Annotated in this window: 19 protein-coding genes, 1 tRNA gene and 1 pseudogene; 8 read left to right on the top strand and 13 right to left on the bottom strand. The window is 64.1% G+C overall.

The annotated features are described in order from the left end of the window. Window positions 1-23: 23 nt before the first annotated feature. Complete coding sequence (locus ACVINW_RS10955) at window positions 24-2,225, top strand: TonB-dependent receptor domain-containing protein (RefSeq protein ID WP_456751304.1); 2,202 nt, start codon at window positions 24-26, stop codon at window positions 2,223-2,225. Here ACVINW_RS10955 and ACVINW_RS10950 read toward each other — a convergent pair whose 3' ends face one another. Next, window positions 2,226-3,824 carry a glycosyltransferase family 39 protein gene (locus ACVINW_RS10950; RefSeq protein WP_456751303.1) on the bottom strand — a complete coding sequence of 533 codons (1,599 nt, stop codon included), beginning with the start codon at window positions 3,822-3,824 and terminating at the stop codon, window positions 2,226-2,228. Window positions 3,825-4,104: 280 nt separating this feature from the next. Then, window positions 4,105-4,971, bottom strand: a complete 867-nt coding sequence (locus ACVINW_RS10945) for a YiiX/YebB-like N1pC/P60 family cysteine hydrolase (RefSeq protein ID WP_456751302.1) — start codon at window positions 4,969-4,971, stop codon at window positions 4,105-4,107. 198 nt (window positions 4,972-5,169) lie between these two features. On the opposite strand from ACVINW_RS10945, the gene ACVINW_RS10940 reads away from it, so the two are divergent. Continuing rightward, window positions 5,170-6,582, top strand: coding sequence for a flavin monoamine oxidase family protein (locus ACVINW_RS10940; protein WP_456751301.1), 1,413 nt, complete (start codon window positions 5,170-5,172; stop codon window positions 6,580-6,582). A 245-nt stretch (window positions 6,583-6,827) separates the two neighbouring features. Here ACVINW_RS10940 and ACVINW_RS10935 read toward each other — a convergent pair whose 3' ends face one another. The 4 genes from ACVINW_RS10935 to pheS form a co-directional block, all read right to left on the bottom strand. Then, window positions 6,828-7,772, bottom strand: a complete 945-nt coding sequence (locus ACVINW_RS10935; protein WP_456751300.1) for an MBL fold metallo-hydrolase — start codon at window positions 7,770-7,772, stop codon at window positions 6,828-6,830. A 30-nt stretch (window positions 7,773-7,802) separates the two neighbouring features. After that, window positions 7,803-8,579, bottom strand: coding sequence for a sulfite exporter TauE/SafE family protein (locus tag ACVINW_RS10930; protein ID WP_456751299.1), 777 nt, complete (start codon window positions 8,577-8,579; stop codon window positions 7,803-7,805). Window positions 8,580-8,811: 232 nt separating this feature from the next. Beyond that, window positions 8,812-11,220 carry a phenylalanine--tRNA ligase subunit beta gene (gene pheT / locus ACVINW_RS10925; protein ID WP_456751298.1) on the bottom strand — a complete coding sequence of 803 codons (2,409 nt, stop codon included), beginning with the start codon at window positions 11,218-11,220 and terminating at the stop codon, window positions 8,812-8,814. A 283-nt stretch (window positions 11,221-11,503) separates the two neighbouring features. Continuing rightward, window positions 11,504-12,586, bottom strand: coding sequence for a phenylalanine--tRNA ligase subunit alpha (gene pheS, locus ACVINW_RS10920; RefSeq protein WP_456751297.1), 1,083 nt, complete (start codon window positions 12,584-12,586; stop codon window positions 11,504-11,506). A gap of 218 nt (window positions 12,587-12,804) precedes the next feature. On the opposite strand from pheS, the gene ACVINW_RS10915 reads away from it, so the two are divergent. Beyond that, on the top strand, window positions 12,805-13,215 hold the full coding sequence (locus tag ACVINW_RS10915; RefSeq protein WP_456751296.1) for a hypothetical protein: 411 nt from the start codon (window positions 12,805-12,807) through the stop codon (window positions 13,213-13,215). A gap of 2 nt (window positions 13,216-13,217) precedes the next feature. Here the strand turns inward: ACVINW_RS10915 and rplT are convergent, their stop codons facing one another. The 3 genes from rplT to infC all read right to left on the bottom strand — a co-directional run bounded on the left by rplT (window position 13,218) and on the right by infC (window position 14,774). Then, entirely contained in the window at window positions 13,218-13,577 is a 360-nt protein-coding gene (gene rplT, locus ACVINW_RS10910) for a 50S ribosomal protein L20 (RefSeq protein ID WP_018269297.1), read from the bottom strand. A gap of 75 nt (window positions 13,578-13,652) precedes the next feature. Further along, window positions 13,653-13,853: a 50S ribosomal protein L35 gene (gene rpmI, locus ACVINW_RS10905; protein WP_008539890.1), complete on the bottom strand. Its 201-nt coding sequence runs from the start codon at window positions 13,851-13,853 to the stop codon at window positions 13,653-13,655. 381 nt (window positions 13,854-14,234) lie between these two features. Next, entirely contained in the window at window positions 14,235-14,774 is a 540-nt protein-coding gene (gene infC, locus ACVINW_RS10900; protein WP_024584293.1) for a translation initiation factor IF-3, read from the bottom strand. A gap of 229 nt (window positions 14,775-15,003) precedes the next feature. Between infC and ACVINW_RS10895 the strand changes: the two genes are divergently transcribed. Both ACVINW_RS10895 and ACVINW_RS10890 read left to right on the top strand, forming a co-directional pair. Next, window positions 15,004-15,834: an alpha/beta hydrolase gene (locus ACVINW_RS10895; RefSeq protein WP_456751295.1), complete on the top strand. Its 831-nt coding sequence runs from the start codon at window positions 15,004-15,006 to the stop codon at window positions 15,832-15,834. A gap of 141 nt (window positions 15,835-15,975) precedes the next feature. Then, window positions 15,976-16,443: a nuclear transport factor 2 family protein gene (locus ACVINW_RS10890; protein WP_456751294.1), complete on the top strand. Its 468-nt coding sequence runs from the start codon at window positions 15,976-15,978 to the stop codon at window positions 16,441-16,443. A gap of 139 nt (window positions 16,444-16,582) precedes the next feature. On the opposite strand, the gene ACVINW_RS10885 is transcribed toward ACVINW_RS10890, so the two are convergent. From ACVINW_RS10885 to ACVINW_RS10875, 3 genes are all read right to left on the bottom strand, one after another. Further along, window positions 16,583-17,380, bottom strand: coding sequence for an acyl-CoA thioesterase domain-containing protein (locus tag ACVINW_RS10885; RefSeq protein ID WP_456751293.1), 798 nt, complete (start codon window positions 17,378-17,380; stop codon window positions 16,583-16,585). 177 nt (window positions 17,381-17,557) lie between these two features. Next, window positions 17,558-18,748 (bottom strand): tRNA epoxyqueuosine(34) reductase QueG, encoded by a 1,191-nt coding sequence (queG, locus tag ACVINW_RS10880; protein ID WP_456751292.1) that lies wholly within the window; start codon window positions 18,746-18,748, stop codon window positions 17,558-17,560. Beyond that, the gene (locus tag ACVINW_RS10875) at window positions 18,697-19,389 is read right to left on the bottom strand and encodes a glutathione S-transferase family protein (RefSeq protein WP_456751291.1); all 693 of its coding nucleotides are present in this window, start codon (window positions 19,387-19,389) and stop codon (window positions 18,697-18,699) included. The genes queG and ACVINW_RS10875 overlap by 52 nt, the downstream gene beginning before the upstream one ends. A gap of 263 nt (window positions 19,390-19,652) precedes the next feature. Between ACVINW_RS10875 and ACVINW_RS10870 the strand changes: the two genes are divergently transcribed. Next, entirely contained in the window at window positions 19,653-20,459 is an 807-nt protein-coding gene (locus tag ACVINW_RS10870) for an undecaprenyl-diphosphate phosphatase (RefSeq protein ID WP_456751290.1), read from the top strand. Between the two features lie 172 nt (window positions 20,460-20,631). On the opposite strand, the pseudogene ACVINW_RS10865 reads toward ACVINW_RS10870, so the two are convergent. After that, window positions 20,632-21,607, bottom strand: a pseudogene (locus tag ACVINW_RS10865) (complex I NDUFA9 subunit family protein). A 148-nt stretch (window positions 21,608-21,755) separates the two neighbouring features. Between ACVINW_RS10865 and ACVINW_RS10860 the strand changes: the two are divergent. Beyond that, window positions 21,756-21,842 (top strand) — tRNA-Leu (locus ACVINW_RS10860). An 85-nt stretch (window positions 21,843-21,927) separates the two neighbouring features. Further along, window positions 21,928-23,520: a DUF6538 domain-containing protein gene (locus ACVINW_RS10855; RefSeq protein WP_456751289.1), complete on the top strand. Its 1,593-nt coding sequence runs from the start codon at window positions 21,928-21,930 to the stop codon at window positions 23,518-23,520. Window positions 23,521-23,928: the final 408 nt, after the last annotated feature.

Raw genomic sequence — 23,928 nt, 5'->3', positions numbered from 1 at the left:
GGTATCATGCGGGGGCATGGGCGTTGCGTCGTACTGCATGGCGGATATTTCCGGCCGCCGCATCCATTGCCGCATTCGCACCGGTCGCCGAGGCGCAGACACTTGCTGCGGCACCCGGGCAACTCCCACCGGTGACGGTGACGCCGCCCGATCAGGCGCCGCCGAAGCGCGCCAAGCCGTCGCAGCGTCCGCGTCATGTCGCCGCGAGCGGCCGCAAGCCCGCCGCGGCGCAGCCGAGCCAGGCCAATTCTGCAAGCAATGGAATCACCGGCGGATCCGCAACGGTGTCTTCCAGCCTGCAACCGACCGCCGCCAGCGCGCGGCAGATCGGCGGCGACGAAGTGAATGCGCGGCCGGTCTCGCGGGTCGGCGAAGTGCTGGAGGTGGTGCCAGGCCTGATCGTCACCCAGCATTCCGGCGAAGGCAAAGCCAACCAGTATTTTCTGCGTGGCTTCAACCTCGACCACGGCACCGATCTCGCGATCACCGTCGACGGCATGCCAGTCAACATGCCGACCCATGGCCACGGCCAGGGCTATGCCGACATCAACTTCCTGATCCCGGAGCTGATCCAGTCGATCGACGTCCGCAAGGGTCCGTACTACGCCGACAAGGGCGACTTCGCGTCCGCCGGCGCGGTCGACATCAATTATCTCGATCGGCTTTCGAAGAACATCGTGGAGCTGACCGCCGGCAGCTTCGGCTACCAGCGCGCGATGGCCGCAGGCTCGACCAAGGTCGGAGACGGCACGCTGCTCGCCGCCTTCGAGGCCAACAAGTACGATGGCCCGTGGGACGTGCCCGACGATATCCGCAAGCTCAACGGCGTCCTGCGCTACAGCCAGGGCACCGCAACCGACGGCTTCTCGCTGACTGCGATGGCCTACTCCAACGGCTGGAATTCGACTGACCAGGTCGCACAGCGCGCCATCGATCAGGGATTGATCGGCCGTTACGGCTCACTCGATCCGACCGATGGCGGCACCTCGAGCCGCTTCAGCCTGTCCGGCAGCTGGGCGCAGTCGAGCGACTACGGGCAGACCAAGCTCAACGCCTATGTGATCCGCTCGTCGCTGCAGCTTTACAACGACTTCACCTATTTTCTCGACGACCCGGTCAATGGCGATCAGTTCAGCCAGATCGACCGACGCACCGTCTATGGCTTCGATGCCAGCCACGCCGCCAATGTCCGCATCGCCGGCATCGAGACCCAGACCCGGTTCGGGGTGCAGGCGCGCTACGACGACATCAATGTCGGTCTGTTCAAGACGGCGCAGCGCGAGATCCTGTCCACCGTGCGCAACGACCAGGTGCAGGAAGGCAGCCTCGCGCTGTGGGCCGATACAACGGCGCGCTGGACCGACTGGCTGCGTACCACGGTCGGCGTCCGAGAGGATTATTTTGCCGGGCATGTGCTGAGTGACACGCCGCAGAATTCCGGCAACGCGCAGGCGGCGATGACGAGCCCGAAGGCAGGAATTGTGCTCGGCCCGTGGGCCAAGACCGAGTTCTACGGCAATGCCGGCTTCGGGCTGCATTCCAATGATATCAGGGGCGCGACCATCACGGTCGATCCCAACGACAAGGTCACGCCGCTCGATCGCGTGCCGTTACTGGTGCGCTCGAAAGGCGCCGAGCTCGGCATCCGCACCCGGGCGATCGACGGTCTCACCTCGTCGCTTGCCGTGTTCGTGCTCGACTTCGATTCCGAGCTGCTGTTCGTCGGCGATGCCGGCACCACCGAGCCGAGCCGGCCGAGCCGGCGGCTCGGCGTCGAGTGGACCACCCAGTACAAACTGTTGCCGTGGATGAGCCTCGATTTCGACCTCGCCTATACCCGCGCCCGCTTCACCGACGATGATCCGGTCGGCAATTTCATTCCGGGCGCACCCAGCTGGGTCGCCAGCGGCGGCGTCAGCTTCGGCCATGACACCGGTTGGTTCGGCAGCCTGCGCGCCCGCTATTTCGGCCCACGTCCGCTGATCGAGGACGACAGCGTCCGTTCGCTGTCATCGTTCATCGTCAACGCCCGTGCCGGCTACAAATTCGACAACGGGATGCGGTTGCAGCTCGATGTGCTCAATCTCTTCGACGCCCAGACCAACCAGATCGAATACTATTATATGTCGCGGCTGCCCGGCGAACCGATCGACGGCGTCGTCGACCGTCATGTGCATCCCGCCGAGCCGCTCGCCGTCCGCCTGACGCTGGCGGCAACGTTCTGATCAGTCGTACACGCGGCGGCTCGAGCTGAAATCCTCGACATCGGGGTGTACGGCGGGTGCTTCGCGATATGGCGGCACAATCAGCATCACCACCCGCCGGGTCTGGCCCGGTCTGTCCAGCAACGTCGCCTGAGCATCGAACTCAGAGCGAATGACGTCCGTTGCGCGCAACGTGGTACGCGCCATCCAGCTCAGGCAATCCGGCTGGTCGACGAAGCACAGCGCGGCCCAGCCGCGGTCGAGCGTGGTCTTGCGCGGCAAGCCCCAGGTGTACTGATAGGCAAACGGCCGGGCATAGAACGGATGATCCGGACTGTAGAAGGCCGCAGCGAAGGCGAGCGCGTCGTCGCCGCTGACGGCGGCGAGCGGCGTCCCGGCCGCATCGTGCCATCGCGCGGTCAGCTCCGCTGCGACCGCGTGATAGAAGCCGCGGCCTTCGCCATAACCGTGGATGTTGCGGTAGAGCGCATGAAGCGGGGCGCCGACGACGGCTGCGAGAACGGCGATCCCTGCCACCATGACCGTCAGGTTGACCGTGTAGAAGTGCTCGATCGGATAGCTCGTCGTGCACACGATCAGGACGATGAACAGGAACAGGCCCTGCACCGCCCAGAGCGAAGGCAGGTCGGTGCCGACCGCGAGCGAAACGATCGCCGGAAACAGGATGGTCCCGATAGCGACCAGCAGCAGCAAACGGAGCCCGGGGCTCATCGTCCTGAAATCCCCCGGCAGCCGCACCAGCCGCCGGCCGGCGATGAACACCCAGGTGATTGCCGCGATCGAGCTGGCCCCGATCAGCCCCATGATGAAGTACGAGACTTCCCACAGCGCGGCGACACGATCGGCGCCGGCGTGCGCGAGCGCATAATCGAACGTGGTCGCGCCGGTCGTGGCGAGCCAGTGCAGATGCGGGCCGAGCACGAGTATTCCGGTCAGCGTCGAGATCCAGGGCGAGGCCGACAGCAGATAGCGGCGGCGACCCGGATGCAGCACGGCAGCGAACGCGAAGCTCGCGATCAGGAAGATCGAATAATATTTGCCGAGCATGGCGAATGCGCAGGCTGCACCGGCCGCAATCGCCCAGCCGGGCTGCCTTGGCGCCTCGAATGCGCGCAGGAAGCAATAGGTCGCCAGCGGCCATGCGGCCAGCAGTACCGTGTTGGCGTTGAAGCGCTGGGCGTGGAATTGATAGACCGGCAGCAACATCGCCAGCAGCAACACGATCACCCGCTTCTCGCCGCGGACGAAGCGGCGCGAGATCAGGTCGACCGCCCACAGCGCCACGGCTGCGTTGACCATCGCCATCAATTGCAACGACCAATCGATCAGCGGGAAGACTGCCGTCCATCCCCGCGCGATCCAGCCCATCAACGGCGGATGCTTGGGGTACCCCCAAGCGAGATGACGGCCGAGCGTCCAGGTCTCGAGCACGTCCGGATGCAGTCCGGCGCCGAGATAGGCGATGACGAGATACGCGGTCCAGATCGCGATAAAGAAGGCGAGCAGCAGCGGGATCGACCATCCGGCCTCGATCCCTTCAAGCCACTTGATGAACGGACGGCGCCACCGCGCCGGGTCTTTCTCCGACGCGACAGCCATCGCCGAGAAATCGATCAACGAAAACACCGTAAAACTACCGAATGAGGCAAAACAGAAGCGCGTGCACTCTAAAGCATGATCCGGAAAAGTGCGAAGCGGTTTTCCGAAAAGATCATGCTCAAACAAGGGCCTAAAGTGCGATGACGATTTGATCCAATCTCATCGCGCTTTTAATGATGCAGCCGCGAGAACTCAACGACGAAGCCGAGTGCCAAGACGGATTCAAGATCATGGTTGACGCGGCCGACGCCCGACAGGTTGAGCCAGCCAGCGGCACGCGTCATGCCGCCGCGGTCGTCATTTCCGCAACCGGAAGCGCCGTCTCTTCGTCAATCGCTTCAGGAACAAGCGGCGGCGATCCTGGAAACACACCGAATGCGCCGGCTACCTCCTGGAGCGGCTTCTGCTTGTCGGCCCAGTGCAGGGCCGTGTAGTCGAAACCGTGCACGATGGTGGGTTTGACGACTTCGAAATAGGGCGAGATGTCGAAGTCGCGCGGCATGTAGAGCGAGGAGTCGCGGATATGCAGGATCTCGCGGCGCGCCTTGCGGCTGGCGGCCCGCGTGATCTTGGGCAGGATCGGATAGCGCACGGCGTCGAACGCCTGTGCGATCAATGCCGAGCAGATGATCTTGGTCGGATCGCCGGAGCCGAACGCGATCATGCGGCGGCGCCAGCGCTGCGGGATCGGCAGCGGAAACAGATAGCGCGCGAGATCGACGATGTTCTTGGTGTCGTAGCCGAAGCCGATGCGATTGATGGCATAGCGGCACACCGTGGTGCGGTCCTCGAACGACAGTCCAACCGGACGGCAGAGGCGGGTATGATAGGCCAGATATTTCGATAGCGGCGCGGAGGTCACGCCTTCGCCGATATTGGCCTCGATCAGCACATGCTGCTCACCGTCAGGCTCGAACGCACCGTCGATCGGTCCGACGAACAGCGCGGCATGGGACCAGGTCGATTGCGTGAGGTACTTGATGATGCCGGAAATGCGGTTGTTGCCTTCGACCAGCAGCACATCGCCGGGCTGCATGATGCTCCGCAGATGGTCCGGATCGCTCGGCGTGAACGGTTCGTAACCGGGGACCTCCTTCTGCAGGTACCCCGCAATCCATTTACCGACGGTATCGAGCATTACGCCCATGGATTCCCCCCAGCGGTTCTACGACCGCTTCGTTCGACTTAATCATGGTCGTAAGCCGTTGCAATTTGGTTCATGCCTGCAACCGATCAATCATGATTGATTTACCATGAGTGTTGCTGCGGTCGGTGAGATGCGGCACAGTTCGCGAAGCGTTCCCATTCCCTGCAAGTCTCCGGAAACCATGCCAGAAGCTAAGTCATGACAGTGACCCGCCGCGATTTCCTGTCGGCGACCGCAGGACTGGCGCTGGTGCCGGTGCTGGGCAGCCGGGCCGTTGCTGCGCCGCCGCCGCGCGAGGCCGACATCGTCGTGATTGGCGCCGGTGCCGCAGGCATCGCCGCAGCGCGGCGGATCGCCGCCGCAAACCGCAAGGTGATCGTGCTGGAGGCGTCCGGCCAGGTCGGTGGTCGCTGCCAGACCGATCCGTCGACCTTCGGCGTGCCGTTCGACCGCGGCGCGCGCTGGATGCACAATCCCGAGACCAATCCGATGATCCGGCTGGCGCGGTCCGCCGGCCTCGACATCGTCACGGCGCCCGCGGGCCAGAAGATTCGCATCGGGCGCCGCTACGCCCGTCCCGGCGAGACCGAGGAATTTCTGGCGGCGCTGGTCCGTGCCAATCGCGCCATCGACGACGCCTCGCGCAAGGCCGATATCGCCTGTGCCGCGGCGATGCCGAAGGATCTCGGCGATTGGGCCGGCACCGCGGAATTCCTGCTCGGCGCCAATTTCAGCGGCAAGGATCTGAAGGACCTCTCCGCCGTCGATAAGGTGCGTGCGCAGGATCGCAACACCGCGATCGCCTGCCGGCAAGGGCTCGGTGCGCTGATCGCAAAGCTCGGCGAGGGACTGCCGCTCGTGTTGTCGACGCCGGCGCAGCGTATCCTGTGGAGCAATCGCGACGTGATGGTCGAGACGCCATCTGGCAAGATCACCGCGCGCGCCGCCATCGTCACGGTGTCGAGCAACGTGCTCGCGGGCGGCAATATCAAGTTCGCGCCCGAACTGCCGAAGCGCGCGCTGGACGCCGCCGCCAAGCTGACCCTCGGCAGCTACGATCGCATCGCATTGCAGATCCCCGGCAATCCGCTCGGGCTGTCGCGCGATGACGTCATCATCGAGCAGAGCAATTCGACCAGGACTGCGCTGCTCTACGGCAATATCGCAGGCTCCTCGCTGTGCACGATCGACGTCGCCGGCTCGTTCGGCCGCGATTTGTCCGCGCAGGGCGAGCAAGCGATGTCGGCGTTCGCGGTGGAATGGCTGACCAGGCTCTACGGCAGCGAGGTCGGCGGTGCCGTGAAGCAGACCAGCGTGACGCGCTGGAATGCACAGCCCTTCATTCAAGGCGCGATGTCGGCGGCGGCACCCGGCGCGCAATTCTCGCGCAAAATCCTCGCCGAGCCGATCGGCGCGATGTATCTCGCGGGAGAAGCCACGCACGAGACCCTGTGGGGCACCGTCGACGGCGCCTGGGAAAGCGGCGAGCGCGCTGCCGACGCCGCGCTACGCAGGATCGGCGGGGCCAGGGATGCGACGCCGGAGCCGGCAGCGCCGGCGGCAAAACAGCGAAAGCGCGCGCCGCACCGGTCCGCGGGACCAATGAATTGATGGTCGGAGAGATCAGGCATCGCGGGCTGCGATGGGTTGATCCTCGATTCAAGATGCCAAGCACGCGGTATCATCACCCGCGAAGGCAGGTGATCCAGTATTCCAGAGACGCCTGTGCTTGAATTGAGGGGCCACGGCGTACTGGATCGCCGGTCAGACCGGGAGCGATGACAGCGTATGTGGGACGCGAGTTCTGCCTCTCGTTGCGCGCCGGCGAATGACGAGTTGAGGGAGTTCGCGCCGCCTCACACCGGCAATCTCAGCTCCATCAAATCCTTCGCCACCACGATTCGGCCCTTGAAATTCGTCTTCACGTCGCGGGTCCAGTCGTCGTCGGTGACTTGAGGATCGTCGCCGGGGACGAAGTGGCTGAGCACCAGCATCTTGACGCCGGCGGCGGCGGCGATGCGTCCGACGTCTTCGGTCGAAGTGTGACTATCGAGCAGATGCTTCTTCAGCGTCGCGCCGTTCTTGGTCTTTGCCACCAGCCGGTCGACCGCGGGGACATAGAGACACTCGTGCACCAGCACGTCGGCACCCCCAGCAAACTCGGCGAGCTTCGGATTGTAGGCGGTGTCGCTGGAGAACACGATCACACCGTCCGGTGTCTCGAACTTGTAGGCGAAATTGTCCGTGATCGGCGGATGCGGCGTGCGGAAGGCGGTGACGGTGACATCAGGCGTCTTCAGCACCACGCCGTCGTCGGTGATGTCCTTCGCGATTAGCAATTTGCGCGGGTCGGGCCGGCCTTCGTCCTCGATCCGGGTCTCGACATCGAACTTGTTCAGCTCCCAATATTCCTTGGTCATCGCCTCGATGCCCTTGGGACCGAACGAATGGATCGGCGTCGAGAGGCCGGCCGCCCAGGCGTTGTAGACCAGATTGCCGTATTCCAGATTGTGATCGGAATGGTGGTGGCTGACGAGAATGTACTTCACTGACGGGATCGGCACGCCGGCGCGGACCAGCTGGCGGCTGACGCCCATGCCGCAATCAATGACAAACGGTGTGTCGTTGACGACGACGAGGTTGGCGGGATTGGAGGCGCCATTGCCGACGCGCGGCCCGCCCTTGGTGCCGAGGAACACGATGCGGGTGAGCGGTTTTGCATCTTGCGCGCGCACGCCGGGCGCCGCGAGCACGGCGGCGCCGCCGAGCGCCAGTTTCAATGCATTGCGCCGATCGATCATCGGTTCCTCCCTGAAGTCTTTGAGGCGACCCTAGCCGCCGCGCAGGATGCCATCAAGCGCCGGCAGGCCGACGATGACGGCGGCGGCGATCAGCGCGTAGCAGATCGCGCGAAACACCTGCTCGCTCGCCTTGCCGAACAGCGAGGCGCCGAACCAAACGCCGATGCCATAAACCGGACCCACGATCAGCGAGAACTTGATCGATTCGATCGTGATCAGCCCGGTGAACCAGTAGCTCACCAGCGAGAAGAAATCCGAGGCCCCGAAGAACAGCACGATGTTGGCGCGCGAGATCACCGACGAGATCGGGCGGCCCAGCCAGTAGGCGACGATCGGTGGGCCGCCAGTCTGCGCGAGACCGCTACAGAAGCCGGAGAGGCCGCCGACGCCGATCGAAAGCGCGGCGTGATCCTTGCCGTGGTAGCGCCAGCCCGACAGCAGCAGCACCAGCAACGCTGCGACGAAACAGGAGATGATCCAGCGCGTGGTCACCGGCTCGAGCACGGTCAGGAAATAGGTGCCGATGGGCACGCCGACCAGCGCGCCGGCGACCATCACCGCGGTGGCCTTGCGGTCGGCGTGAGTCCAGGCGTTCGGCAGCAGCGGCGTGGCGGCCACGAAATCGATCACAAGCAGCAGCGCCGCCACCAGCCGCGGCGCAGCGACGCTGCTCGCGAGCGGCATGAAGATCAGCGCCGAGCCGAAGCCGGAGAAGCCGCGCGCCGTACCCGACACGAACGCGATCGCGCAGATTACGAGGGCGATGCTGCTCGACACGTCGGATGGGATGAGGCTGAAGGAGGTCATGCGGTGGGAATAACGTTCAACTAGCTAGGCGGCGAATGAACTGATGTCTTGATACAAAGCACTCGCAATTCAAACCCGTCATCCTGAGGCGCGAGCGGAGCGAGCCTCGAAGGATGAATCGGCCACAGACGGGGCCGTCGACCCTTCGAGACGGCCGCTACGCGGCCTCCTCAGGGTGACGGTGATGGATTCCCCGCAAGCGGCGAGTCTCAAGGCAGCCGCCGCGCCGGCGTCACGCCCGCAGCGTGCCGCCGGTCTTCTTGGTCACCTCGGTGACGACCTTGGCCGCGACAGCGTCGATCTCCTGGTCGGTCATCGTCTTCTCACGCGGCTGAATCGTCACCGCGATCGCGATCGATTTCTTGCCGGGATCGATGCCCTTGCCTTCATAGACGTCGAACACGGTGACATCCGTGATCAGCTTCTTGTCGACACCCTGCGCCGCGCGGACGATATCGCCGGCCTTGACGCCGCGATCGACGATGAAGGCGAAGTCGCGCGACACCGGCTGGAATGCCGATAGCTCCAGCACCGGCTTGGCGCGCGTCGCCCGCTGCTTGCCTTGCGGGATGCGCTCGAGGATCACCTCGAACACGATCATCGGGCCGTCGGCGCCGAGGGCCTCGGCCGCACGCGGGTGCAGCTCGCCGAAATATCCGAGCACGTTCTGCGGGCCGATCTGGATGGTGCCGGAACGTCCCGGATGCAGCCACGCCGGGCCGCCGGGAACGATCTGCAGCGCCTGCATCGGCGCGCCGGCCGCGGCCAGCACGGCGAAGGCGTCGGCCTTGGCATCCATTGCGTCCGCCGCAGCCGCGCCGGTCCAGTGCCGCCCGATTCCCTTCGACGAGGCATAGCCATGGCGCACGCCGGAAGCGGCCACCAGCTGGTCTTCCGGCTTGTCGCCGCGGAACACCTGGCCGACCTCGAACAGCGCGACATCGGGAGTGCCGCGGTTGATGTTGGCCTGAGTGGCGGCAACCAGGCCAGGCAGCAGGCTCGGCCGCATGTCGGAGAGATCGGCTGCGATCGGGTTGGCGAGCACGAGCTCGCTCTGGCCGCCGCCGAACAGCTTTGCCGCGTCATTGGTGATGAACGACCAGGTCACGGCCTCCACCATGCCGCGGACGCCGAGTGCGCGCTTGGCGCGGCGGGTGCGCAGCTGCATCGGCGTCAGCACCGGCTTGCGCGGCTCCTCGCCGCGATCGAACGGCGTCATCGGTACCTTGTCGACGCCGACGATGCGCACGATCTCCTCGACGATGTCGGCCTTGCCCTGCACGTCGGTGCGCCAGGATGGGATCGCGATCTTCACGACCGGGCCGTTGCCGGCCAGCATGAAGCCGAGCCGGGTCAGGATCAGCTTGACCTCGACCAGCGGCACCTCGATGCCGGCGAGCCGCTTCACCTCGGTGAGCGGGAAGTCGATGACGCGATCCTCGCCGAACTGCTTGCCGACCACGACGTTCTCGGACGGCGTGCCGCCGCAGAGATCCAGCACCAGCTTGGTCGCGAGCTCGAGCCCGGGCACCATGAAGGCCGGATCGACGCCGCGCTCGAATCGGTAGCGCGCATCCGAATTGATGCCGAGCTTGCGGCCGGTCTGCGCGATGTTGATCTCGTTCCACAGCGCCGATTCGATCAGCACATCGGTGGTGTTGTCGTCGCAGCCCGAGGCCTCGCCGCCCATGATGCCGGCGAGCGATTCGACGCCGTGCTCGTCCGCGATCACGCAGATGTTGCTGTCGAGCGTGTAGGTGCGGCCGTCGAGCGCAAGCAGCGTCTCGCCATCCTTGGCGCGGCGGACGGTGAGGTCGCCCTGCACCTTCTTGGCGTCGAACACGTGCAGCGGGCGGGCGCGGTCGTAGGTCATGAAGTTGGTGATGTCGACCAGCGCGTTGATCGGGCGCAGGCCGATCGAGGTCAGCCGCTTCTGCAGCCATTCCGGCGACGGACCGTTCTTGACGCCGCGTACCAGCCGCAGCGCGAAGCCCGGACACAGCGCGGCGTCTTCAACCTTGACCTGAACCGGGCAGGGGAATTCGCCCTTGATCGGCCTGATGCCGGGATCCTTGAATTTGCCCATGTCGGCTGCGGCGAGATCGCGCGCGATGCCGTGCACACCGGTGCAGTCCTGCCGGTTCGGCGTCAGATTGATCTCGATCGTGGGATCGCCGAGGCCGGCCCAGTCGGCATAGCCCTTGCCGAGCGGCGCGTCGGCCGGCAACTCCATGATGCCGTCGTGGTCTTCCGAGATCTGCAACTCGGCCGCCGAGCACAGCATGCCGCGGCTCTCGACGCCGCGGATCGTGCCGACGCCGAGCGTGATGTTCTTGCCGGGAATGTAGGTGCCAGGCGGCGAGAACACGCTGACCAGCCCGGCACGCGCGTTCGGCGCGCCGCACACCACCTGCACCGGCTCAGCCCCGTCGCCGGTATCGACCATGCAGACGCGCAGCCGGTCGGCGTTCGGATGCTGCTCGGCCGAGATCACGCGCGCGATCGTGAACGGCGCGAGCTGTTTCGCCTTGTCCTCGATGTTCTCGACCTCGAGCCCGATCATGGTGAGCTTGTCGGCGAGCTTGTCGAGCGGCTCGTCGGTCTCGAGATGTTCCTTCAGCCAGGAGAGGGTGAACTTCACGGCTGCATGCCTCGGTTCTTGTTGGTGTTGATTAGCGTGCTTGCGACGGCGGTATGGCTCCCTCCCCCCTCGCGGGGGAGGGTTGGGGAGAGGGGTACGCCGCTTGCTCGAAACGATGTTGTGCTGTGGCTAGCGTGAGCGACATCCAAGGAAAAAGGACTCGCGGAGATGTACAGGGCGACGACTGCGTTCAGTGCCCGCGGCCACCCCTCTCCCTGACCCTCCCCCGCAAGGGGGGAGGGAACGGAGAGCGTGTTCGCAATGTCGTTTGCGCTCACCGACATCACGTACTCAATCCCCCCGCGATGGTCGGGATGTCGAGCGGCTTGAAGCCGTAATGGTCGAGCCAGCGGATGTCGTTCTCGAACAACTGGCGGAGATCGGCGATGCCGTATTTCAGCATCGCGATGCGATCGATGCCCATGCCCCAGGCAAAACCCTGGTAGACGTCGGGATCGATGCCGCAGGCGCGCAGCACGTTCGGGTGCACCATGCCGCAGCCAAGGATCTCCATCCAGTCCTCGCCCTCGCCGAAGCGAATCTCGCCCTTGTCGCGGCGACACTGGATGTCGACCTCGAGCGACGGCTCGGTGAACGGGAAGAACGACGGCCGGAACCGCATGTTGATGTGGTCGACCTCGAAGAACGCCTTGCAGAACTCGTGCAGGATCCATTTGAGGTGGCCGAGATGCGAGGCCTTGTCGATCACGAGACCCTCGACCTGGTGGAATTGCGGCGTGTGCGTCGCATCGGAGTCGATGCGATAGGTGCGGCCCGGACAGATCACGCGGATCGGCGGTGTCTTACTCAGCATCGTGCGCACCTGCACCGGCGAGGTGTGGGTCCGCAGCAGCATGCGCGAGCCATCTTCCTTCGGGTTGAAGAAGAAGGTGTCGTGCATTTCGCGGGCGGGATGGCCTTCGGGGAAGTTCAACTTGGTGAAGTTGTAGTCGTCGGTCTCGATGTCGGGACCTTCGGCGACCGCAAAGCCCATGTCGGCGAAGATCGTGGTGAGCTCGTCCCAGACCTGGCTCAGCGGATGGATGCGGCCGGTCTCCGCCGGCGTCTCGCGCAGCGGCAGCGTGACATCGATGGTCTCCGCGGCGAGGCGTGCATCGAGCGCGGCCGCTTTCAGCACGTCGCGCCTGGCCGCGAGTGCCTGCGTCACCGCATCCTTCGCAAGGTTGATCTTGGCGCCTTCGGTCTTGCGCTCCTCCGGCGACATCTTGCCGAGGGTGGCGAGCAAGGCCGAGATCGAGCCCTTCTTGCCGAGCGCTGCGACGCGCACTGCCTCCAGGGCGGCCTCGTCACCGGCCGAGGCGATCTGGTCGAGGATGGATGTTTCGAGCGTTGCGAGGTCGGACACGGTCAATTCCTGCTTGAGCGGAGCATGATCTGGAGGGAAGAACCGGAAGCGGTCCGGGACCCGACTTGCGGACCATGCGGGAAAATTCGGCTGGGTTGTCGCCGCCCGAAGGCCGTAACGTCAAGCAAAAAGCCGGTCATTTCGGGCTTATGGCCGGCTGCATTGAACCCCCCGCGCTGGCCGCGCTACCCAAGGGGGAGTTCAAGGAGACCCACGCGATGTTGCTGCGATCCTGCCTGGCCGTGCCGGCGGTCCTGTTGATGCTCGGAACGGCGCAGGCCGCGACCGAGGAATGCCCCGCCAAATCGACCCAGATGGACGACATCATCGCGGAGCTCGAGAAGGCGCCGAGCTGCAACCGCGCGATGAAGGTCTTCGAGGCGTGCGAATATGGAGCCAGCGGGGACGTCCAGTTCGGCGAGGTGGTCGAGAAGAAATGCGAGGGGGACTTCCTGTCCGGCCTCGGAGCGTCGCAGAAGAAGGCCTATGCCGGCCAGCTCAGGCGCTGCGACCACAAATACGACAACGAAAGCGGCACCATGTACCGCTCGTTCACCGCGTTCTGCCGGGCGATCGTCGCCCAGCGCTATTCGCAGAAGGCGCTGAAAGCGGGCCTCAAGGCCCGCTAGAATCAGGCCGCCAGCGCCGCCTTGGCCTTCTCGGCGATCGCCTGGAACGCAACCGGCTCGTGGATCGCAAGATCCGACAGCACCTTGCGGTCGACCACGACGCCCGACTTGGACAGGCCGTTGATGAACACGCTGTAGGTCATGCCGAACGGACGGACCGCGGCGTTGATGCGCTGGATCCAGAGCGCGCGGAAGGTGCGCTTCTTGCGCTTGCGGTCGCGGAAGGCGTACTGGCCGGCCTTTTCGACGGCCTGCTTGGCGACGCGGATGGTGTTCTTGCGGCGGCCGTAATAGCCCTTGGCGGCCTTGTAGACTTTCTTGTGCTTGGCGTGAGCGGTCACACCGCGTTTGACGCGAGACATGACGGAAATCCTTGATCTGGAAGAGGTGACGGGGCGCCGCGCTGGCGCGGCGAGGGTTCAAGCGGATCGGAGCGATCAGGCGTTCGGCAAGAAGTACTTCTTGACGTTGTCGCCGTCGGTCTTGAACAGCACGCGGGTGCCGCGGAGCTGACGGATCTGCTTCTTCGTCCGCTTGATCATGCCGTGGCGCTTGCCGCGCTGGGCGTGCATCACTTTGCCAGTGGCAGTCACCTTGAAGCGCTTTTTAGCGCCCGACTTGGTCTTCAACTTGGGCATTTAGCTCTCCTGTCGCACAGCACGAAAATCGCCCCGAGAGGCGTCCGGCCGGCTAAAATGCTCGTTAGAGCGTTGAAAGTGCTAGGGTTTTTTCCGAATTGAAAGAACCTGCACTGGACGTCGCCACGGCAGCCCTTGATCAGCCGGGCGGCGAAGGCCCGGCTTATGACAGAGGATCGGCGGTTTTGCAACGTTTGAGACAGCCAAACGGGCGGGAACCGGGTAGCCCGGATGGAGCGAAGCGCAATCCGGGGCAGCTGTCGCCGCGGATCGACTTTCCCGGATTTCGCTGCGCTTCATCCGGGCTACGGGCTTCGAAATAGAAACGGCCCGCCAGGTCGCCTGACGGGCCGTTTCACAGAGCCTACAAACCAATTCGAACTAGCGCGGTGCCAGCACCATCACGACCTGGCGGCCTTCGAACTTCGCGTCCTGCTCGACCTTGGCGAACTCGGCCACGTCGGCCTTCACCTTGTCCAGCAGCTTGGTGCCGATCTCCTGGTGCGCCATCTCACGACCGCGGTAGCGCAAGGTGATCTTGACCTTGTCGCCTTCCTCGAAGAAGCGCTGCATCGCGCGCATCTTCACGTCATAGTCGTGATCGTCGATCATCGGGCGGAGCTTGATCTCCTTGATCTCGACGACCTTCTGCTTCTTGCGGGCCTCGGCGGCCTTCTTCTGCGCGGAATATTTGTACTTGCCGTAGTCCATGATCTTGCAGACCGGAGGACTGACATTCGGCGAAATCTCGACGAGGTCCATGCCGGCTTCCATGGCCATCTTGATGGCAACCATGGTCTCGACGGTGCCCTTGTTGACACCATCGGCATCGATCAGCTGGATCTGCGCGTTGCGAATCTCATCATTGGTGCGCGGCCCGTCTTTGGCGACTGTGGGCGGGGCTCTATTGGGACGGCGAATGGGTAACTCTCCAAAGTTGTGAAAGGGAAGGCGGATATTTTGAAGCAAGACGCTGCACCGGGCAAGCGAACTCGCTCCTTTAAGCGGCAAAACCGCCAATTGCGAGGCATTTTGGCCACGCCCGGCACATATAGCGGGTGCATGCGCTCCGCAAGGCGTCGCGTGCTGCCGTTGACCGCTGCCGCGCGACGATTGAAAACCAGATCTCTGACACGCGAGTGACCGAACCATGAGCCAAACCGCCGCAACCGGACAGGAACCCGCCTTCATCGAGGTCGGCGAGGGCAGTGCGGCGCGCCGGATCGCGGTGCGCGCCCGCGCCGGCCGCGGCCCGGGCAGCACAAATGGTGCGCCAGGCAGCACAAATGGTGCGCCGGGCCTATTCTGGCTCGGCGGCTTCAAGTCCGACATGTCCGGCACCAAGGCGATCGCGCTCGATGCATGGGCCGCCGAGCACGGCCGCAGCTCGGTCCGGTTCGACTATTCCGGCCACGGCGAATCCGGCGGCGAATTCGTCGACGGCACCATTGGCCGCTGGCTCGAGGAGAGTCTGGCTGTGTTCTCGCAGTTCTGCCGCGGGCCGCAGGTCGTGATCGGTTCCTCGATGGGCGGCTGGATGGCGCTGCTGCTGGCGCGCGAGATCGCAAGGCGCGGCAAGGAGAAGCTCGCCGGTCTGGTGCTGATCGCGCCGGCGCCCGATTTCACCGAGGAATTGATGTGGAAGGGCTTCTCGCCGGAGATCCGCGCCGAGATCGAGACCAAGGGCATGTGGCTCAGGCCGTCGGAATATGGCGACGGCTCGCCCTATCCGATCACCCGCAATTTGATCGCGGAGGGCCGCAACCACCTGCTGCTCGGAAGCCAAATCGATGTCGGCTGCCCGGTGCGCATCCTGCAAGGCGCGCTGGACCCCGACGTGCCGTGGAAGCACGCCTTCGCGCTGGTGCACCGGCTGCCCGCCGAGGACGTGGTGCTGACCATGATCCAGGACGGCGACCACCGCCTGTCGCGCCCGCAGGACATCGCGCGCATCATCGCGGCGGTGGCGGAGATCGGCTAAGCGCTTTCATCTTGCACGACGTCATCATCCGCGAAAGCGGATGATCCAGTACGCTGTGGCCTCTCGATCTAAGGCAACCGCTCTGGAATACTGGATGCCCCGCCTGCGCGGGGCATGACAGAGTGGCTGGGAGCAACGCCAATGGACACGACAACGATGCTGCGCGCGTTCTGCGACGCGGTCGAGCAGCGCAACGGCAAGGCCTTTGCCGATCTTTTCACCGAGGACGGCGTCTATCACGACGTGTTCTACGGCGCGTTCGCGGGCCATGCCAAAATCGCCGAGATGATCGACGACTGGTTCTACCGCACCGCGACCGATTTCCGCTGGGTGATGCACGATCCCGTCAGCGACGGCACGACGCTCTACGCGCGCTACACGTTCAGCTACCGCTCGATCCTGCCGGAAGCCAAGGGCGCACGGGCGATGTTCGAGGGTGTCGCGATCATGCGGCTGCGCGACGGCAAGATCATGGAGTATCACGAGGTCGCCAACACCGCGCCCGCCTTCGTCGACCTGAACTTCGCGCCGGAGCGGATTGCGAAGATCGTCGCCAAGCAGGGCGCAGCGCTGAGGGCACGGCCGGAGATGCAACGGCATTTGGCTTGAGCTGCGCGACGGACTTCTCTGTCGTCATTCCGGGATGCGCCGTCAGGCGCAGGCCCGGCATCCATCGGGCCGCAACGCTGGTAGAGGAATGGATTCCGGGCTCGCGCTGCGGGCGCCCCGGAATGACTACGGTGGGAATCTACGGCGGCGGCGGGTTGGTCATCGGCTTGCGCTGGGCGAGCGCCGCCACGGTCGACGTGCCGATCGGACCCTTCTCGTCATAGAGCCAGCATTCGCCGATCGCGATGCCGTCGGTGGCGTGGTGATTGACGACCTCGAAGCCGATCCAGTTGGTCACCGGCAAACGATGCAGATAGATCGTGACGTCGCTGTTGATGTAGCCGAGGCCCTGGTCGCCGGCGTTCGCGAAGGGGCTGGCGAAGTCAGCGCCGGTGGCGACATGGACGAACGGCGTCATCTTCACACCGGCGACGAGCTCGCGCACCTCGCTCATCCAGAGCCTCCGTTCGCCGAGCGAGCCCATATGGCCCGTGATCGGCCGCGTCTCCCATTTGCCGTTCATGCCGAGCCTCGGATCGGCCGGCTTCGGGATGTCAGCCGGCGCCGGCACCTGCCAGTTCGGCGGCGACCACACATTGCCGGGAGCATTTTCCGTCCTACGCAACAATTGGCAGGAGGCGCGCGCCATGATGGTGCCGCCGGAGACAAACTCGGCCTCGACCATCTTGATGCGCATGCCGTCGCGGACGAGCTTTGTCGTCACCTCGATCGGCGTCGTGATGTTGGGCAGCCGGAACATGTCGACGGTCAGTCGCGCGGGCACGAACTCGTCGGAGCCGTGGCGCTCCTCGATGACGAAGCCGAGCAGGCCGATCACGACACGGCCGTGCAGGGATTCCGGACTCCACGGTCCGTTGGCAACTGACGTCGGCATGAAGCCGTCGCCGTGCCGGGTGAAGAAGGGCTGGTTTGTCATGGCGTGCGACCATGACGGGAACGGGTTACGAAAATCAAGGGTTTCTCCCGTCATTGCGAGGAGCGAAAGCGACGAAGCAATCCATGCGTCCGCGTCCGCCGCGCGATGGATTGCTTCGCTTCGCTCGCAATGACGGGGATGGAGCGATGCGCACCGGCCACCGGTGACTGCATGCGTTCACACAACGTTGGCCGCGCGCCACTCCTGCTGCACGGTGATGTCGGGCTCACCGCCGGCCCGTGACGCCAGCGCTGCGAACGCGTCACGCGCGAGCAACTGCGCCAGCGCCCACACCGCGGCACCCCGCACCAGCGGACTGGCATCGTCGAGCAGGCGTCGCGCTTCGCCGGCAAGGTTGGGGTCGCCGGAGTTGCCGATCGCGATCAGCACATTGCGGATGAAGCGGTCGCGGCCGATGCGCTTGACCGGCGATTTCGTGAACAGCGCGCGAAACGCGGCATCGTCGAGCCGCACGAGATCGGCGAGCGCTGGTGCGCGCAACCCATCGCGCGCGGCAAGCTTCTGCTCGCGGCCTTGTTGCGCGAACTTGTTCCACGGGCACACCGCGAGGCAATCGTCGCAGCCATAGATGCGGTTGCCGATGGCCTTGCGGAATTCGTGCGGGATCGGGCCCTTGTTCTCGATCGTCAGATACGAGATGCAGCGCCGCGCATCGAGCCTGTAGGGGGCCGGAAACGCCGCGGTCGGGCAGATGTCCTGGCAGGCACGGCAGCTGCCGCAATGATCGGCTTCGCCTTCGTCACACGGCAGCTCGGTCGCGGAATAGATCGCGCCGAGGAACAGCCAGGAGCCGAATTCGCGCGACACCAGATTGGTGTGCTTGCCCTGCCAGCCGATCCCGGCGGCCTGCGCCAGCGGCTTCTCCATGACGGCGGCGGTGTCGACGAACACCTTCACCTCGTCGCCGGTCTCGGCGGCGAGCCAGCGCGCCAGAATCTTCAGCCGCTTCTTGATGACGTCGTGATAATCGTCGCCCTGCGCATAGACCGAGATCGCACCATGCGAGCGGCGCGCGAGAATATCGAGCGGATCATCAGCGGGCCCGTAATTGACGCCGAGCATGATGATCGAACGCACGCCGCCCCACAGCACGCGCGGGTCGGCGCGCCGTTCCGGATTGGCTGCGAGCCAGTCCATGTCGCCATGGCCGCCGGAGCCGAGGAATTCCAAAAAATATCTTCCGGCTGCACTGGTCGCATCAGGCGCGGTGAAGCCAATGGCATCGAAGCCCAGCGCATGTGCCTCGCGCCGAAGTGCCGCCTTGAGGTCGGGCGGAGAGAGCGTGACTGCCGGGTTCAGAAGTCGAGGTCCACATAGGTGCGCGACGCCGGCACCCCCGCCAGCCATTCGCTGAGCAGCGGGCGGAACGACGGGCGGGACTTCACCCGCGCGTACCACGCCTTTGCCGCGTCGTCCTCGCTCCATGGCACGTCGCCCAGATAGTCGATCGCCGAGAGATGCGCCGCGGCGGCGAGATCCGCGTAGGTCAGGCGGTCGCCGGCGAGATAGTTCCGCGTCTTCGCCAGCCAGCCGATATAGCTCAGATGATAGCGCACATTGACCTTGGCGGCGCGCATGATGTCGGGCGCCGGCGGGCCGCCGCCATTGTCCTCGCTCATGAAGCGCTTGTAGATCCGCTCGGTCACCAGCGGGTTGGAGGCTTCCTCGAAGAATTTCTCGTTGAACCACGCCATCAGCCGGCGCACCTCGACGCGCTCGGCCGACGAGGTCGGCAACAGCCGCCGCTCGCCGGCATCCAGCCCATGCGTCTCGTCGACATATTCGGCGATAACAGGCGCACCCGGAATCGGCGGAAAGCCCTCGGCGATCAGGACCGGCGTGGTGGCCGCCGGATTGAGCGCGAGGTACGCCTCGCGCCGCTCCCACACCCGTTCCTCCACCAGACGCAGATCGAGGCCGTACTCGCCGAGCACGAGGCGAATGAAGCGCGAATGCGGACAGAACGGATGGTGATACAGCGTGTACATGAGGCCCTTGGTAGATTCACGGCGATTAAGAAACCATCAACCTGTGCGGTCCGGACCTGTGCCTTGGCCAGACCGGCTCCGGTCGTCTCTATGTCGCGTCAGCACACGAACCGGTAGCCACCCCCGCAGATGGTGCGGGTCACAAAAACGCTATAGCTCAGCAAATCGGCCGGGTAACCCATTGTTTGACGATTTTTTGCGATTGCGGCCAATGTGCGAATAAGCGAGAAGAATCCCGTTTTCCACACAGGACAGGCCACATCATGATGACGGATATGCTGCGGGCGGTGATTCTCGGCATCGTGGAGGGCGTCACCGAGTTCCTGCCGGTCTCGTCCACGGGCCACCTGCTGCTCGCAGAACGTTTCTTCAATCTCGGCGAAGGCAATTTCTGGAAGAGCTTCGCGATCCTGATTCAGCTCGGCGCGATTCTGGCGATCCTCGTGCTCTACTTCACCAAACTGTGGCGCGTCGCGCTCGGCATGTTCTCCAATCCCGACGACCGCCGCTTCGTGATCGGCGTGCTGGTGGCGTTCCTGCCGGCGGTCGTGATCGGCCTGATCGCCGGCAAGTACATCAAGGAATTCCTGTTCAATCCGTGGGTGGTCTGTTTCACGCTGATCGTCGGCGGCGCCGTGCTGCTCTGGGTCGATCAGCTCGACCTCAAGATCTATGAGGACGATGCGACTCGGTTCCCGCTGCTGATGTATTTCTGGATCGGCGTTGCGCAGTGTCTGGCGATGATCCCCGGCGTGTCGCGCTCCGGCGCCAGCATCGTCGCTGCAATGCTGCTCGGCGCCGACAAGCGCTCGGCCGCCGAGTTCTCGTTCTTCCTTGCGATCCCGACCATGGTCGGTGCGTTCGCCTATGATTTCTACAAGAACCGCGGCGACTTCACCTCCGACAATCTCAGCGTGATCGCGGTCGGCTTCGTGGTGTCGTTCATCACCGCGATGATCGTGGTGCGGGCATTCCTGAATTTCGTCACCCGGCGCGGCTTCTCCTTCTTTGCCTGGTGGCGCGTGATCGTCGGCACGCTCGGCCTGATCGCGCTGGCGATGGGACGGTAAAGACTCCCACAGGCACCATCCATCACCGTCACCCTGATGAGGCCGCAAAGCGGCCGTCTCGAAGGGTCGACGGCCCGACTGTGGCCGATTCATCCTTCGGGGCTTGCCCAGCGGCGCAATTGCGCCGCAAGGGTCGCACCTCAGGATGACGGCGAGGGTTTGGGGCGGGCCCCTACGCGCTCTTCTTCTGGAACTGGCCGGTCGCGCGGAAGCGCCAGAGATATTGCGGGGCGACCGCTTCCATCGAATCCGGCGTGATGCCGAGCCCGGCAAATGTGAGCCCGGAGCCCGGCGGCCTTGGCGGTGTCTGACACCACATTGTCCGACCGCAGCATCGCGACCTGGTCCGGCGTCAGCGTGAACGGGCCGGGCGCGAATTGCAGGACATAGGATTGCAGCCTGGCGAGGCCGAACGGCAGCGGCGCCAGCATGCGGTCGCGCTGGGTGATCTGGAGGATGATCTCCATCACCTCGCGCATGGTCAGCACTTCCGGCCCGCCGAGCTCGTAAGTGGCGCCGCCCTTCGCCTTGCCGTCCACGGCATCGGCCACCGCGTCGGCGACATCGGCGACATAGGCCGGCTGCAACTTGTTGGCCCCGCCGCCGACCAGCGGCAGCACCGGCGACATCCGGGCCAGCGCCGCAAAGCGGTTGGTGAACTGATCCTCGGGCCCGAACATCAGCGACGGCCGCATGATGGTGGCCTGTGGTGCGGCCGCCAGCACCGCCTGCTCGCCTTCCGCCTTGGCGCGGTAATAGCCGGAGGCCGAGTCCTTATCGGCGCCGATGGCGGAAACATGGACTATCCGGGCTCCGGCAGCGGCCGCCGCCTGGGCGATTGCCTCGGCGCCCTTCACCTGCACGGCATCAAAGCTCTGTCCGCCGCCCTCGGCCAGGATGCCGACCAGATTGATGGCGATGTGCGAATCACGCAACGCCGCCTCGACCGAGGCCGGGTAGCGCACATTGGCCTGGACGGCATGAATCTGCCCGACGCGGCCGAGCGGCTGCAGATGGAACGCCAGTTCAGGCCGCCGCACCGCGACTCGCACGCGGTAATCGCGCTTGCAGAGCGCTCGGACCACGTTCCGTCCCAGAAAACCCGATCCGCCGAAGACCGTGACGAGCGTTTCCAGGTTCGATGCCATGAGGTCCATTCCTGCCGGATTCGAGAGCGATTGAGCGCATTTAGCGCCTCTCGCGATACGCCATCAGCCCAATCCTGTACAGGCTATTTGAATTTTCGATCGCGAATTTGACAAGCGCGTAACCGATCCTTACTAAGCCGCTCCACATGCCCAGGTGGCGGAATTGGTAGACGCGCTGGCTTCAGGTGCCAGTGGCTTAACGGCCGTGAAGGTTCGAGTCCTTTCCTGGGCACCATCGCTCTTCTAAGAGCGTGAAATCCAAAGCAAATTAGCAAAATCAACGGCTTGCCCGCTCCTCAGTGGTACAAGAGAGTGGTACAATGCCGTTAGCTATGTCGCGTCCGTGGAAGCATCCCAAAACTGGAATCTATCAGCTCCGGAAAGCCGTTCCGGACGATCTGCGCAAGATCGTCGGCAGGCGCGAGGAGAAGGTAAGCCTTAAAACCCGCGATCCGGTGGAGGCTAAACAGCGGTTTGCGATGGCCCTTGCCGAGCTCGAGGTTCGCTGGGCGAACCTACGTGCCGGACCGAAGCCCCTGACGGAGCGCGAGGCGCACCAATTGGCAATCGCCGAGCATGATCGATGGATCGAGCAGTACGGCGATAATCCGAGCCGACAGACGAAATGGGACGTCAGATTGGGCGATTGGCTGTTTGGAGCCCGGGGAAGTGAACCTTTGGTCCAGCCGGGATCGCTCCGATCGGACTCCAGTCAAGAACTGCTCAAGGTCCGCCTTATGGAGCAGGACTGTTTAGAAGCAGCAAACAGCTATCTTACCGCCCACGGAATCTTCGCCGATTGGCAAAATCAACAAACCATGGCCAGGGCAATCGGCGCGGCCATACAGCGCGCGTGCCTGATTTTGGCTAAGCTGGCGAGAGGTGAAGGCGATTACTCGCCCCATTCTCAGCCAATTCCATTCCCGCAGAGGAACGCTGCGGCAGAACGAGGAAAGTCAGCTTCAGAGCCTAGCGCCTCGAACGGGTCGCTATCGGCGTTGGTTGAGGATTGGTGGAAGGAGGCGAAGGCCGCCGGTCGCAAGCAGAGTACCTATGAAAGCTATCAGAAGACGATGATGAAGCTCGTGGCCTTCTTGAAGCATGACGAGGCGGGCCGCGTGACGCCAGAGGACATCGTTCGCTTCAAGGATCACCGGCTGCAGGGCGGGGCGAGTGCGAAGACCGTAAAGGATAGTGACTTAGCCGGCCTGAAGACTGTATTTGGCTGGGCGGTCATGAACCGCCGCATGCACTCCAATCCTGCCGAAGGACTTACCATCAAGGTCGGCAAGTCGCGCAAACTCAGATCAAAGGGATTTTACGACCGAGAGGCATCTGCCATTCTCAAGCACGCTCGGAATGCTGCTGCAGGGAGGGCTGCTCCCAAGCTGGCGTTGGCGAAACGGTGGGTGCCGTGGTTGTGTGCCTTCACGGGAGCGCGGGTAGGCGAGATGCTTCAGCTTCGCAGAGAGGACGTTCGCCGTGAAGGCGAAGCTTGGGTCGTGCACGTGACCCCCGAGGCGGGCCCCGTGAAGACTGACGAAGCGAGAGACGTGGTGCTGCATCGGCAAATCATCGACGAAGGTTTCCCGGCGTTCTACGAGAGGTCATCGGGAGGTTATCTATTCATTGACCCCAAGCCCGGCGAGCTCGGCGTTCGCAGGGCGGTGAAGACAGCGAGAAATAAGGTCAACGCCTTCGTGCGTGAGGTGGTGAAGGATCCGAACGTTGATCCGAGCCATGGCTGGCGCCATCGTTTTAAGACTATCGGCATTGAGCAAGAGGTGGCCATGCGTGTGCTTGATGCCATACAGGGGCACGCTCCGCGCAATGCGTCTGAGGATTACGGGGACGTAACCATTGCTGCGAAGGCAAAGGCCGTCGACCGGTTCCCAAACATAGACGTCGATTGAAGGCTGTGGCCATTCCTCCGAGGGCCCGAACACGGTGTGTCCCGTCGTGGACCGCCGCACGCCTTGAAGGAGCCCTTGCATCGGATCCAATGGCCGAAGGAAACGTACAAGTGGCGGGCACCATCCAACAAAGATCGAGTTTGCTCGATCCATCATTCCTGGCCAGATTTCAACCAAACCATCTCAGACCCCAGGCTCCTGGCGGACGCCATTCTCGCTCGGTCTAAGTCATTGGTGTAATTGATAGACCTGTGGCTTCGGGACACATTTGCCAATGAGCACCCTTGTTCACCTAAGGTTCTACTGTCATAGATAAACAACCACTCTGGGGGAGGCCCGCCGATGATCAACAGCTCCAACGCGCTGTCCGATTCGTCTCACAGCAGCATTCAAGCGCCTGCCCGCAAT

The sequence above is a fragment of the Bradyrhizobium sp. USDA 4461 genome (assembly GCF_054055655.1).
The sequence above is the reverse complement of the archived record's forward strand: the minus strand, read 5'-3'. Positions and strand labels throughout refer to the sequence as shown.